The organism is Butyrivibrio sp. LB2008, from assembly GCF_000621565.1.
GTDB lineage: Bacteria > Bacillota > Clostridia > Lachnospirales > Lachnospiraceae > Butyrivibrio.
Window position 1 is genome coordinate 1 of record NZ_JHXZ01000024.1, and the last position, 13,192, is coordinate 13,192.

Here is a 13,192-nt window from a genome sequence, read left to right on the forward strand (position 1 = left end):
GGTCCCTATCCGGCGCGGGCGTAGGATATCTGAGAGGAGCTGTCCTTAGTACGAGAGGACCGGGATGGACGGACCGCTGGTGTATCAGCTGCATCGCCAGATGCATAAGGCTGGGTAGCCACGTCCGGACGGGATAAACGCTGAAGGCATCTAAGCGTGAAGCCCCCCTCAAGATGAGATATCCCTGCTTCGGCAGTAAGACCCCTTGTAGAGTACGAGGTTTGATAGGCACAAGGTGTAAGCATGGTAACATGTTCAGCTGATGTGTACTAATAGGTCGAGGGCTTATCCATAAAGTGGTATAGAAGAATCTGGAGAAAGATAGTTCAGTGTTCGGTTTTGAAGGTACAAATCCTTCAATAATTTGGCCCGGTGGCTCAGCTGGTTAGAGCGCCGCCCTGTCACGGCGGAGGTCAGGGGTTCGAACCCCCTTCGGGTCGCTCAAACTGAATATGGTTTGATTATAGAAAGAACGGGATCTTAGCTCAGCTGGGAGAGCATCTGCCTTACAAGCAGAGGGTCACAGGTTCGAGCCCTGTAGGTCCCATTTTTCTTCTTACACAATTCGTGTGTGTAAGCCGATGTGGCTCAATTGGCAGAGCAGCTGATTTGTAATCAGCAGGTTAACGGTTCGAGTCCGCTCATCGGCTCTATATGGATGGCTTCCCGAGTGGCCAAAGGGGACAGACTGTAAATCTGCTGCAAATTGCTTCGGTGGTTCGAATCCACCGCCATCCATTTTGTGCAGAGCACTTAACGAGTGTACGAGTTTAGTGCGAGCCATGGGTGAACACTTAATGAGGTATTTTCGAATTTAGTGTGAATCCCAATTTAATATGATTCGTACGAGGTACGGATTTTATAATGACGCGGGGTGGAGCAGTCTGGAAGCTCGTCGGGCTCATAACCCGAAGGTCATAGGTTCAAATCCTGTCCCCGCTACTACATGCCTAGATAGCTCAGTTGGTAGAGCAGAGGACTGAAAATCCTCGTGTCGTTGGTTCGATTCCGACTCTAGGCATCTTTTTTATTAATCTTATATGCTTTGAACATTGCTCAGTGGACAGATTGTTTACTGAGTTTTTTTGTGTATTTTAGGAGATTTTATTTTTTTTTAGTTTATTTGTGCTAAGATAAGTATTATTGCTATACGAGTTATATGTAAAGCAATGTTGGAGTTGTAATATTTTTTGAGGAAGTAATATGTTTCACCTTAACGAAAACGATAAGAAAGCAATTAAAACAGTTTTAGATATAAAAGAATATAACGAGGAGAACTTTGATCCGGCTATATTGGATCAGTTGGAGAATGATCCGAAGATCCTTTCTTTACTTAAAGAACATGGAGGTAAGCTGCTCAGCGATTCGAGATATTTGCAATTAACAAAGTTCATACAGCATGGTGACGTAACAGTTTATCAGCATTGTATCCATGTGGCGTTATGTGCGCTCAAATTTGATGCAAGATTCAATACAGGAGCTGATCTTGGGGCACTTGTTAGAGGCGCTCTTTTGCACGATTATTTTTTGTATGATTGGCATGACGGAAGTGCACCGGGGAATATTCATCCTAAGCTTCACGGATTCTATCATCCCGGAATTGCTCTTAAAAATGCAGTGAAAGATTTCAATCTCTCTTTAAGAGAGAAAGATATAATTAAAAAGCATATGTGGCCGCTTACAATTAATCCGCCCAGATGCAGAGAGGCATGGATAGTTTGTGTTGCGGACAAATATGCTTCTACACTTGAGACACTCAAGTTGAAGAAGGGAATTATCGCAATCGACTATGCAGAATCTTTATAATAAGCTCATAGAGCTTTCGGAGAGCCGGCAGTATCCGTTTCATATGCCGGGACATAAGAGAAATACAGACAGCACCCCTTTAAAGGGTGCTTTTCAATGTGATATAACTGAAATTGATGATTTTGATAATCTTCATGATGAAGAAGGGATAATACTTGAGGCTGAAGAGCGTGCCAATAGACTATACGGTGCGCACAGAACCTATTTTAGCGTAAACGGCAGTACGGCCGGAGTTCTTGCAGCAGTTTCGGCTTCTGTCAAAAGCGGTGGAACAATTCTTGCTGCCAGAGGCAGTCACAAATCTTTTTATCATGCAGCATTTCTGAGAAATCTTAATATCAAATATCTTCCCAATAAAACAGATAATGAATTAAAGATTCCCGGTGTATATTCGAAGGACGATGTGGAAAACTATCTAGATGACAGCGTTGAAGCAGTATTTATCACATCACCGACATATGAGGGAAAGTGCTCTGATATTGCAGGTATAGCGCGTATTTGTCATGAAAGGAATATTCCGCTTATCGTGGATGCCGCTCATGGTGCGCATTTTGGCTTTGGAAAAGAATATGATAAAGAGCAGGAGTACAGTTCTGTTCCGCAAAATGCTGTAAAGCAAGGAGCAGACATAGTTATCCACAGTATCCACAAAACGCTTCCCTCTATGACACAGACAGCACTTATCCACATTTCTGATTATAAAGGGCTTGCAGATGAGGTAAAAAAATATCTTAGGATTTATCAGACAAGCAGCCCGTCATATGTTTTGATGGCATCAATTGATCTTTGTATGGAGGAACTTGAGAAAAACTCAGATTCTTTTATAAAAAATCTTTTGGATTACAGAAATGCAATTTCCGTAAAGACAAGTGGTTTACATAATATTGCAATTGCAGGAGCAGATATCATCGACGATCCTGCCAAAGTCGTGATTTTTGACCGAACGGGGACAATGACAGGAAAGCAGATATATGGTATACTTCGTGAAGAATATAGTCTTCAATTGGAAATGGCGGGAGAAAAAATCGCTCTTGCCATTTTGTCAGGATGGGATTCGGAAGAAGGTATCGACAGGCTTATACAAGCAGTCTCAGAGATTGATGAAAAAATTCAAGAAACCAAGATAAATACAGAAACATCAGTAAATAATATAACCGATGGAAAAAAATCTGCAGAATATCCCTTAGCCGATTTGAAATTAAGTGAAGCATGGGATAAAACTTCCGAGGAAACTTTGCTTCAAGAAGCAAATGGGAAAATATCCGGAGATTTTATTAATCTTTATCCACCGGGAATACCGCTTATAGTGCCCGGAGAGGTGTTTTCAGAGGAACTTATTGAGGAAATATGTGGATATCTGGATGAAGATTTAAATGTTCAAGGCGTTGTATCAAAGCCCGGTGGGACGGGTTACTTCGTGCGAACTTTAAAATAAAAATATGGCGAACAAAGATTGGATAAAAGAAAGGAATTACATGCGAAGAACTAAGATAATCTGTACAATAGGACCGGCAAGTGAGAATGAAGATAAGTTAAGAGAGATAATGCTGGCAGGAATGAACGTGGCCCGTTTTAATTTTTCACACGGATCACATGAAGAACATAAGAGAAAGTATGACAGAATAAAGAAGCTTCGCGAGGAACTTAATCTTCCCATAGCAGTTATGCTTGATACAAAAGGACCAGAGATAAGACTTAAAGATTTTGCAAACGGTAAGGAAGAGCTTGTTGCAGGACAGAAGTTTACTCTGACTTCCAGAGATATACAGGGAACAAAGGACGAAGTTTCCATAACATATAAAGAGCTTACATCTGATTGTAAGGAAGGAATGACAATCCTCCTTGATGACGGACTTATCGAGCTAAAGGTTGATGAAGTTACCAAAGAAGACATCGTCTGCACCGTGGTTAACGGAGGACCTATTTCTGACAAGAAAGGTGTCAATGTGCCCGGAGCAAATCTTACTATGCCGTATCTTAGTGAGCAGGACAGAAGCGATATAGAGTTTGGTTGCGATCAGGGATTTGATTTTGTTGCGGCTTCTTTTGTAAGGACAAAAGAGGATGTTCTTGATGTCAGAAAAATTCTGGAAGACAAGAACAGCTGCATGAAGATAATTGCAAAGATTGAGAGTACACAGGGTATCAACAATCTTGAAGAGATCATAGATACAGCAGACGGAATCATGGTTGCAAGAGGCGACATGGGTGTTGAAGTTCCGTTTGAGGATGTTCCCGTTATTCAGAAAGAGATGATAAAGCTCGCTGAATCAAAGGGTAAATATGTTATAACAGCTACACAGATGCTGGATTCAATGATCCATCATCCAAGACCGACAAGAGCGGAAGTAACTGACGTTGCCAATGCGATTTATGACGGAACAACAGCCATAATGCTTTCAGGAGAGACTGCTTCGGGAGATTATCCTGTTGAGGCCGTAAAGACAATGGCGAGAATTGCCGAGCGTACCGAGCAGGACATTGATTACGTTGGAAGACTCAGGAAAAAAGATTATGCACCTACAGATTCAACAACAGCGATCTCACATGCAACATGTAATATCGCGACTGAAGTTAATGCAGATGCCATTCTTACAGTATCAATGTCAGGATTTACCGCAGCAATGGTATCAAGATATAAGCCAAGCTGCAGAATAATCGCATGCACCACAAAGCCTACAGTATGCAGACAGACTAACCTTATGTGGGGAGTAACACCTCTTCATATCAGACAGGAAGACACAACGGATGAGCTTTTCAAGGAAGCCATCAATTCCGCAAAGAACGCAGGACTTCTCAAGGAAGGTGACAAAGTAGTTCTCACAGCGGGTGTACCTCTCGGAATACCCGGAAGAACCAACATGATACGAGTAGAGGAGCTCTGATGGGAAGAATATTTCTTTTAATGGGAAAAAGCTCATCGGGAAAAGATACTATCTACCGTGAACTTATTAAGACAAAAGAACTGGGCCTGAAAAAGATAGTTTCCTACACGACAAGACCAATGCGTGAGGGAGAAACCGACGGTGTGCAATATCTTTTCAAAAATGAAGAAGAATACAAGCTGCTCAGAGCAGATAATAAGATAATCGAAGAAAGAGCCTATGACACTAAATGTGGTATATGGCGATATTTCACGGCCGACGACGGTCAGATTGATCTGAATGACGGTAATTATCTGATAATCGGGACGCTTGAATCCTACTGCTATATCAGAGATTATTTTGGAAAAGATAATGTGGTTCCTATTTACATAGACACCGATTCGGGAATCAGATTAAAGCGCGCCATGCATCGTGAGGAGAAGCAGGAAAATCCCAGATACGATGAGATGTGCAGGAGATTTCTTGCAGACGAAGAAGATTTTAGCGATGCAAAGCTGTCAGAAGCACAGATAGACAAGCGTTTTGAGAATAATGCTGAGATTGAAGACTGTATTAAGGAAATTACTGAATACATAGCGCAAAAAATACGATAAAATATATGTAGAAGTATTGTAGTGTGCTGAAACAACGTGACAGCACAACGGATTAAGAGGTGCGCGGCATGGATATTAAGGTAAACAATATCAGTCAGACAACTCAGATGACAGGGCCGGAACAGCCTAAAGAGGCAAACGGCGATTTTAAGTTTATGCTTACTTCCAAGCTCGAAGATACAGGGCTTGCGGAGCGGCTTAATCTTATGCTGCAGGATATTGTTCAACAGGGCGAGAGAATTGCGAAACGCAACGACATCAAAGACATGCAGCGTTACAGGATTCTTATAAAAGATTTTATGAATGAAGTAGTGTCAAGATCGCATGCTTTTTCACGAGAAAACTTTCTGGACAGAAGGGGACGTCATCGCGTGTACGGGATAATCAGACAGGTAGATGATGAACTGGATGCCCTGGCAAAAGAACTTGTTAAGGATGAAAAAGATAACATTGGCATACTTGCAAAAATAGGACAGATACAGGGGTTGTTGCTGGATATATTTACTTAAAGAGGAGTGAAAATGGCGGATTTTTCCGAGATCATCGATCAGGGGCAGTTAAAAGAACACATGCAGAATGCTCTTTTGGCTGATAAAATATCTCATGCATATATAATATCCGGAGAAGTCGGCTCGGGAAAAGAATTTGTTGCGCGAATATTTGCCAAGGCACTTCAGTGTGAGAGCAGGGAAGAACGCGGCGAGTACCTGGAAGCGTGCAATTCGTGCCCATCTTGCGTAAAAGCTCTTAGCGACAGCCATCCCGATATAATAACAATAACTCATGAAAAGCCGGGAAGCATAGGCGTAGACGACATCAGACAGAAACTTCGCGACGATGTTGTCATAAAACCTTATGAGAGCAAACATAAGATATATATTATCCCGGAAGGTGAGAAAATGACACCGGCAGCCCAGAATGCGCTTCTTAAGACGCTTGAAGAGCCGCCGTCATACATAGTCATAATCATTCTGACAAGCAATATCAATGCTTTTCTTCAGACAATCATAAGCAGATGCATAGTACTTCCGATGAAGCCCGCGCAGGATGATGCCATCAAGAAATACCTGATGGAAGAGTGTCAGGTGGTGGATTACAAGGCAATGCTCTGCGCCTCTTTTGCGAGAGGAAATGTTGGAAAAGCGCTTGAGCTTGCGTCAAACGAGCGTTTCGAAAACCTCAAAGAATCTGCAATTGAACTAATAGCAAAGTTAGAGCGGCTTGAGATTCACGATATAATGGACAGGCTGCATACTATGCTTGCGCCTTCGGAAGAAGAGGTAAAGACAGCCAAAAAAGGAATCGATCAGAAGAACTTTGAAGACTTTATGGACATTTTGGCATTTCTGTTCAGGGATATGCTTGTCTACAAGGCCACTGAGAATCCTGATCACTTGATTTTCACTGATAAGTTGTCGTATATTAGAAGTGTTACTGTTAACATTTCATATGAACAATTAAACGAAATAATAAAAACAATGGAGCAAGCGAAAAATCGTATAAACTCCAATGTTAATATAGATCTTGTACTTGAGCTTATGCTCATTACAATTAAGGGGTACATTTATGACAAGAGTAATCGGCGTTAGATTCAGAACAGCCGGAAAGATATATTTCTTTTCACCGGGGAAGTACGTGATTAAAAAGGGTGATCACGTAATCGTAGAAACAGCCCGAGGAGTTGAGTACGGAACAGTAGTCGGAGAGCCGAAGGAAGTGGAAGACAGCGAAGTTGTCAAGCCGCTCAAATCAGTGCTCAGAACAGCAAGTACTAAGGACGACGAGCAGGAAAAGGCCAACAGGGTAAAAGAAAAAGAGGCATTCAAGATATGTCTTGAGAAGATCAAGAAACATAATCTTGAGATGAAACTCATAGACGCTGAATACACTTTTGATAATAACAAGATTCTTTTCTATTTCACTGCGGACGGCAGAATAGATTTCAGAGAATTGGTAAAAGATCTTGCGGCTGTATTCAAAACAAGAATAGAGCTCAGACAGATCGGCGTCAGAGATGAGACCAAGATTATCGGTGGATACGGTATTTGTGGAAGAACACTTTGCTGCCATACATACCTTTCAGACTTTGTGCCCGTTTCTATCAAGATGGCCAAGGAGCAGAGCCTTTCTCTCAATCCAACCAAGATTTCCGGAGTTTGCGGAAGACTTATGTGCTGTCTTAAGAACGAAGAGGACGTATACGAAGAGCTCAACCGCATGATGCCCGGAGTCGGTGACTTCTGTAAGACAAAGGACGGCTACGAGGGCGAGGTTGCCAGCGTGAATATCCTTCGTCAGACAATCAAACTTCTCGTTGATGTTGATGATGAGAAGGAAGTACACGACTACAAGCTTGATGAGATCGAGTATACCAAGAAGAGACAGAAGAGAAAGAACAACATGAAAGATAAACTCAGCGAAGATGCTGATGTTAAAGAGCTTGAGAAGCTTGAGCGTATAGAGAAGCAGGAAGGAAAGTCAAAACTTGGGGAAAATTGATATTAAACCCGGAGAAAGACTGGATGATCTTCAGAGGAACGGCTATAAGATAATACAGGATCCCGAAAGATTTTGCTTTGGGATGGACGCGGTACTTTTATCGGGATTTGCGGATGCGCCCGAGAACGGCAGAGTGCTTGACCTTGGAACGGGAACAGGCATTATACCGATACTGATGGCTGCCAAAACGAAAGCAAGTGAACTTATAGGACTAGAGATTCAGACTGAAAGCGCCGAGATGGCGAACAGAAGTGTTGAACTAAACGACCTCCGAGATCGGGTAAAAATAATTCAAGGCGATATTAAAGAGGCAGGTCAGTTATTCGGAGCTGCTTCTTTTGATGTAGTGACAAGTAATCCGCCATACATGATAGGCGGGCACGGACTTCAGAATCCGGACGGGCCTAAGGCGATAGCAAGGCACGAAGTACTTTGTGAGTTAAAAGATGTCGTTGCAGCCGCAGCTAAGTGCCTTAAGCCGGGAGGCAAGTTCTACATGGTACACAGACCGTTCAGACTTGCCGAGATCATGGTCACAATGCATGAATACAAACTTGAACCTAAGAGAATGCAGATGGTTCATCCCTTTGTGGATAAAGAGCCAAGCATGGTGCTCATTGAAGGAGTCAGAGGCGGCAAATCCAGGATAAAAGTGGAAAAGCCCTTGATAATATATGAGAAACAGGGCAAGTATACCAAGGATATTTACGACATCTACGGATATTGATACAGGAATAAAAGGAATTACAGATGAGCGGAACACTATATCTGTGTGCAACTCCGATTGGAAATCTCGATGATATGACTTTCAGGGTTTTGGACACACTTAAGCAGGTTGATCTCATTGCGGCAGAGGATACGAGGAACAGCATAAAACTGCTGAATCACTTTGACATCCATACCGAAATGACAAGCTATCACGAGTACAACAAATATGACAAGGCGCAGTACCTTATAGAACAAATGCAGCAGGGAAAAGACATTGCGCTTATAACGGACGCAGGAACGCCCGCGATATCCGATCCCGGCGAAGTACTTGTTGCCGAGTGCCACAAAGCAGGAGTGCCAGTCACTTCTCTTCCGGGACCGGCTGCATGTATAACGGCACTCACACTTTCGGGACTAAGTACCAGAAGATTTTGTTTTGAAGGTTTTTTGCCCTCATCGGATGATAAAAAAGCCAGAAAAAGAATTCTCGAAGACCTCAAGACCGAGAGCAGGACAATCATATTGTACGAAGCGCCGCATCACTTAAGAGCGGTTCTGGATGACTTGTACGAAACGCTTGGGGACAGGAAGGTCAGCATTTGCAGGGAACTTACCAAAAAGTTTGAAGAAGTTAATGTGACTACACTTGAACAGGCGATAGCTTTTTATAAAGCGAACGAACCAAGAGGCGAGTATGTGCTTGTTCTTGAGGGCAAAAGCCTTGAAGAGCAGGAAGAAGAAAAAAGACAGAGCTGGAAAGAAATGAGCATCGAAGACCACATGAAATACTATGAAGATGAGGGATTTTCTCATAAAGATGCCATGAAAAAAGTTGCTGCCGACAGAGGTGTTGGGAAACGCGAGATATATCAAGCTCTTTTGGAAAAATAATCTGAAAAAACGGCTAGCATTTTTCAATTGACTTTGTTTTTTTTGTGCTAAATTCTTGTTAAAAGATAGACTTTGTAGTATAAAAGAAGTATCGGTCATAATTTGTTTTCTTTTCATGAGACGATTGAAAAGAGAGTACAATTTATTACATAAGATCAAAAATAAAAGAAGAGAGGTCAATCAGATGGCAGAGATTAATTTAAGTCAGTATGGTATCACAGGAACAACTGAGATAGTTCATAACCCTTCATACGAGTGCTTATATGAAGAGGAGTTAAAGCCTGAACTTACAGGTTATGAGAAAGGTCAGGACACAGAGCTTGGCGCTGTTAACGTTATGACAGGTATCTACACAGGACGTTCACCTAAAGATAAATATATCGTTATGGATGAGAACTCTAAGGACACTGTATGGTGGACAACTGAGGAGTATCCTAACGACAACCACCCTATGACAGAAGAGACATGGGCTAAGGTTAAAGAGATCGCAAAGAACGAGCTTTGCAATAAGAGACTTTTCGTTGTTGACGCATTCTGCGGTGCTAACAAGGATACTCGTATGGCAGTTCGTTTCATCGTTGAGGTTGCTTGGCAGGCTCACTTCATTAAGAACATGTTCATCCAGCCTACAGATGAAGAGCTTGCAGATTTCAAGCCTGATTTCGTAGTTTACAACGCTTCACTTGCAAAGGTTGAGGATTACAAGGCACTTGGACTTAACTCAGAGACATGTGTAGCATTCAATATCACAAGCCGTGAGCAGGTTATCATCAACACATGGTACGGCGGGGAGATGAAGAAGGGTATGTTCTCAATGATGAACTACTACCTTCCTCTTAAGGGCATGGCTTCTATGCACTGCTCAGCTAACACAGACATGGAAGGTAAGAACACAGCTATCTTCTTCGGTCTTTCAGGAACAGGTAAGACAACACTTTCAACAGATCCTAAGAGACTCCTCATCGGTGATGACGAGCACGGTTGGGATGACAACGGTGTATTCAACTTCGAAGGTGGTTGCTACGCTAAGGTTATCGGACTTGATAAGGATTCTGAGCCTGATATCTACAACGCTATCAAGAGAGATGCTCTTCTTGAGAACGTAACAGTAGCTGCTGACGGAAAGATTGATTTCGAAGATAAGAGCGTAACAGAGAATACTCGTGTATCTTATCCTATCAACCACATCGACAACATCGTACAGAAGGTTAACAAAGTATCTGCAGGTCCTGATGCGAAGAACGTTATCTTCCTTTCAGCTGACGCTTTCGGAGTACTTCCTCCTGTATCAATCCTTACACCTGAGCAGACTCAGTACTACTTCCTTTCAGGTTTCACAGCTAAGCTTGCAGGAACAGAGAGAGGAATCACAGAGCCTACACCTACATTCTCAGCTTGCTTCGGACAGGCATTCCTTGAGCTTCATCCTACAAAGTACGCTCAGGAGCTCGTTAAGAAGATGCAGAAGAGCGGAGCTAAGGCTTACCTCGTAAACACAGGATGGAATGGAACAGGTAAGAGAATCTCTATTAAGGATACTCGTGGAATCATCGATGCAATCCTTAATGGTGATGTAAACAAGGCTGAGACAAAGAAGATCCCGATCTTCGATTTCGAAGTTCCTACATCACTTCCCGGAGTTGATCCTGCAATCCTTGATCCCAGAGATACATATGCTAACGCTTCTGAGTGGGAAGAGAAGGCAAAGGATCTTGCACAGAGATTCAACAAGAACTTCAAGAAGTACGAAGGAAATGCAGACGGCAAGGCACTTGTTGCTGCAGGCCCTCAGCTTTAATCTGAAGCTTAAATACAGACATACAGAAAAGGCGCTGAGTTTTTCTCAGCGTCTTTTTTTTGATAGGAACCAATATGATATGCGTCATAGGTAATGAGAATAAAAAAGCTATGGTTTGGATGATAGAATATCAATCTCTAAACCATAGCTTTTATCTTTAAATCTTATTTGTTCTTGGACTCGTGCTCAAGAGAAGCCTTGATAAATCCTGAGAAAAGAGGATGTGGTCTGTTGGGACGAGACTTAAGCTCGGGATGAGCCTGAGTTGCGATGTGGAAATCATTCTCAGGAAGCTCGATCATCTCAACAATACGTCCGTCGGGTGACAAACCGCAAAGTTTCATACCGTTGTTTACAAGTACGCTTCTGTAATCGTTGTTTACTTCGTATCTGTGACGATGACGCTCTGTGATATTCTCTGAACCAAAGAGTTCATAAGCCATTGAATCCTTATCAAGTACGCAAGGATATGAACCGAGACGAAGTGTTCCGCCGATATCCTCGACACCGTTCTGATCGGGAAGAAGCGCGATCATAGGATGTGTTGTATTGGGATCGAACTCAATTGAGTGAGCATCGTTGTAGCCGATAACATCTCTTGCAAATTCAATGATGGCAAGCTGCATTCCAAGGCAGAGGCCGAGGAATGGAACATTGTTCTCACGTGCATATTTGATAGCGTGGATCATACCCTCGATACCACGGTCACCGAAACCACCGGGAACGATGATACCGTCAACATCTGAAAGAATTGAAGCAACATTATCTTCTGTAACTTCTTCTGAATCAACCCATTTGATATCAACAGCGGTCTGATTGGAGATACCGCCGTGCTTAAGAGCTTCTACAACACTGATATATGCGTCGTGGAGCTGTGTATATTTGCCGACAAGTGCAATCTTAACTTCATGACTGAGTGAGTAAAGCGTATCAACCATTGCCTTCCAATCTGTAAGATCGGGTTCGGGACAATCTAGGTTAAGGCATTCACATGCAACGTGTGCAAGGTGCTCTTTTTCCATAGCAAGCGGAGCTTCATAGAGATACTCAAGATCGAGGTTCTGAAGTACGTGGTTGCTCGGAACGTTACAGAAGAGCGCGATCTTGTCTTTGGTATCCTGGTCAAGTGCGATTTCTGAACGGCATACGATCACATCGGGCTGGAGACCCATTCCCTGCATAGTCTTAACTGCTGACTGTGTGGGCTTTGTCTTGATCTCCTGAGAAACACGAAGATAAGGGATAAGAGAAACAAGGATAAGCATTGCGTTCTCGTGACCTACTTCATGCTGGAACTGTCTGATAGCCTCAAGGAAAGGCTGACTTTCGATATCTCCGACTGTTCCACCGACTTCGATGATCGCGATATGTGTCTCATCATCTGTGAAGTTCCTGTAGAACTTACTCTTTATCTCATTGGTAATATGAGGGATTACCTGTACGGTGCGTCCGCCGTAGTCGCCGCGACGCTCCTTCTGAAGTACGGACCAGTAAATCTTACCGGTTGTAACGTTAGAGTTTTTATCAAGATTCTCGTCAATAAATCTTTCATAGTGACCAAGATCGAGGTCAGTTTCAGTACCGTCTTCCGTAACAAAAACTTCACCGTGCTGAACGGGGTTCATTGTACCGGGGTCGATGTTGATATAGGGATCAAACTTCTGCATCGTAACCTTGTAGCCACGCGCCTTCAAAAGCCTTCCCAAAGAAGCAGCGGTTATCCCCTTTCCTAGACCTGACACAACTCCGCCTGTCACAAAAATATACTTTACAGCCATTTCAAATATTCCTCCTGATCTTTTGACGAGATAAAAATTTTAATAAACAAAACAAGTTACTATTATATAATTTCATCGACCTAAAATCTATACATAACCGGAAATAATTTAATAAAACTTTCAGAATCAGCAATTGAAATAATAAATTGTACACTATATAATGGTTAAATGTGAGGGCAAAAACCCACAAGATGTCGACTTTTCAGAAAATTAGGTCGATTGAAAAAATATTAC

General features: G+C 42.5%; 11 protein-coding genes, 6 tRNA genes and 1 rRNA gene. 17 read left to right on the forward strand and 1 reads right to left on the reverse strand.

Annotation, left to right across the window (positions count from 1 at the left end; genetic code table 11):
- From T356_RS0108970 to pckA, 17 genes are all read left to right on the forward strand, one after another.
- Positions 1-293: ribosomal RNA gene (locus T356_RS0108970) — 23S ribosomal RNA — on the forward strand; the annotation flags it as partial.
- Positions 294-366: 73 nt separating this feature from the next.
- Positions 367-440 (forward strand) — tRNA-Asp (locus T356_RS0108975).
- Between the two features lie 34 nt (positions 441-474).
- A tRNA-Val gene (locus tag T356_RS0108980) sits at positions 475-547 on the forward strand.
- Between the two features lie 30 nt (positions 548-577).
- Positions 578-650, forward strand: a tRNA-Thr gene (locus T356_RS0108985).
- Between the two features lie 6 nt (positions 651-656).
- Positions 657-738 (forward strand) — tRNA-Tyr (locus tag T356_RS0108990).
- Between the two features lie 130 nt (positions 739-868).
- A tRNA-Met gene (locus T356_RS0108995) sits at positions 869-942 on the forward strand.
- Positions 943-948: 6 nt separating this feature from the next.
- Positions 949-1,021: transfer RNA gene (locus tag T356_RS0109000), tRNA-Phe, on the forward strand.
- 182 nt (positions 1,022-1,203) lie between these two features.
- Positions 1,204-1,806 (forward strand): HD domain-containing protein, encoded by a 603-nt coding sequence (locus T356_RS0109005; protein ID WP_026514204.1) that lies wholly within the window; start codon positions 1,204-1,206, stop codon positions 1,804-1,806.
- Positions 1,790-3,241 (forward strand): aminotransferase class I/II-fold pyridoxal phosphate-dependent enzyme, encoded by a 1,452-nt coding sequence (locus tag T356_RS18960; protein WP_051563317.1) that lies wholly within the window; start codon positions 1,790-1,792, stop codon positions 3,239-3,241. The genes T356_RS0109005 and T356_RS18960 overlap by 17 nt, the downstream gene beginning before the upstream one ends.
- Before the next feature lie 40 nt (positions 3,242-3,281).
- On the forward strand, positions 3,282-4,691 hold the full coding sequence (pyk, locus tag T356_RS0109015; RefSeq protein WP_026514205.1) for a pyruvate kinase: 1,410 nt from the start codon (positions 3,282-3,284) through the stop codon (positions 4,689-4,691).
- Entirely contained in the window at positions 4,691-5,284 is a 594-nt protein-coding gene (locus T356_RS0109020; RefSeq protein ID WP_026514206.1) for a guanylate kinase, read from the forward strand. The genes pyk and T356_RS0109020 overlap by 1 nt, the downstream gene beginning before the upstream one ends.
- Positions 5,285-5,352: 68 nt before the next feature.
- Positions 5,353-5,793, forward strand: a complete 441-nt coding sequence (locus T356_RS0109025; protein ID WP_026514207.1) for a YaaR family protein — start codon at positions 5,353-5,355, stop codon at positions 5,791-5,793.
- A gap of 12 nt (positions 5,794-5,805) precedes the next feature.
- Positions 5,806-6,873: a DNA polymerase III subunit gene (locus tag T356_RS0109030; RefSeq protein ID WP_026514208.1), complete on the forward strand. Its 1,068-nt coding sequence runs from the start codon at positions 5,806-5,808 to the stop codon at positions 6,871-6,873.
- The gene (locus T356_RS0109035) at positions 6,851-7,783 is read left to right on the forward strand and encodes a PSP1 domain-containing protein (RefSeq protein WP_026514209.1); all 933 of its coding nucleotides are present in this window, start codon (positions 6,851-6,853) and stop codon (positions 7,781-7,783) included. Before T356_RS0109030 ends, T356_RS0109035 begins: the two co-directional genes overlap by 23 nt.
- Before the next feature lie 82 nt (positions 7,784-7,865).
- On the forward strand, positions 7,866-8,510 hold the full coding sequence (locus T356_RS0109040; RefSeq protein WP_442856034.1) for a tRNA1(Val) (adenine(37)-N6)-methyltransferase: 645 nt from the start codon (positions 7,866-7,868) through the stop codon (positions 8,508-8,510).
- 23 nt (positions 8,511-8,533) lie between these two features.
- Positions 8,534-9,382 (forward strand): 16S rRNA (cytidine(1402)-2'-O)-methyltransferase, encoded by an 849-nt coding sequence (gene rsmI / locus T356_RS0109045; RefSeq protein ID WP_026514211.1) that lies wholly within the window; start codon positions 8,534-8,536, stop codon positions 9,380-9,382.
- A 184-nt stretch (positions 9,383-9,566) separates the two neighbouring features.
- Entirely contained in the window at positions 9,567-11,180 is a 1,614-nt protein-coding gene (gene pckA, locus T356_RS0109050) for a phosphoenolpyruvate carboxykinase (ATP) (protein ID WP_026514212.1), read from the forward strand.
- A gap of 164 nt (positions 11,181-11,344) precedes the next feature.
- On the opposite strand, the gene T356_RS0109055 is transcribed toward pckA, so the two are convergent.
- Positions 11,345-12,958: a CTP synthase gene (locus tag T356_RS0109055; RefSeq protein ID WP_026514213.1), complete on the reverse strand. Its 1,614-nt coding sequence runs from the start codon at positions 12,956-12,958 to the stop codon at positions 11,345-11,347.
- Positions 12,959-13,192: the final 234 nt, after the last annotated feature.

Coding starts and splice junctions, on each gene's coding strand:
- T356_RS0109040 (WP_442856034.1), top strand. CDS start 7,866: ATGGACGCGGTACTTTTATCGGGATTTGCGGATGCGCCCGAGAACGGC.
- T356_RS18960 (WP_051563317.1), top strand. CDS start 1,790: ATGCAGAATCTTTATAATAAGCTCATAGAGCTTTCGGAGAGCCGGCAG.
- pyk (WP_026514205.1), top strand. CDS start 3,282: ATGCGAAGAACTAAGATAATCTGTACAATAGGACCGGCAAGTGAGAAT.
- pckA (WP_026514212.1), top strand. CDS start 9,567: ATGGCAGAGATTAATTTAAGTCAGTATGGTATCACAGGAACAACTGAG.
- T356_RS0109005 (WP_026514204.1), top strand. CDS start 1,204: ATGTTTCACCTTAACGAAAACGATAAGAAAGCAATTAAAACAGTTTTA.
- T356_RS0109035 (WP_026514209.1), top strand. CDS start 6,851: ATGACAAGAGTAATCGGCGTTAGATTCAGAACAGCCGGAAAGATATAT.
- T356_RS0109055 (WP_026514213.1), bottom strand. CDS start 12,958: ATGGCTGTAAAGTATATTTTTGTGACAGGCGGAGTTGTGTCAGGTCTA.
- T356_RS0109025 (WP_026514207.1), top strand. CDS start 5,353: ATGGATATTAAGGTAAACAATATCAGTCAGACAACTCAGATGACAGGG.
- rsmI (WP_026514211.1), top strand. CDS start 8,534: ATGAGCGGAACACTATATCTGTGTGCAACTCCGATTGGAAATCTCGAT.
- T356_RS0109020 (WP_026514206.1), top strand. CDS start 4,691: ATGGGAAGAATATTTCTTTTAATGGGAAAAAGCTCATCGGGAAAAGAT.
- T356_RS0109030 (WP_026514208.1), top strand. CDS start 5,806: ATGGCGGATTTTTCCGAGATCATCGATCAGGGGCAGTTAAAAGAACAC.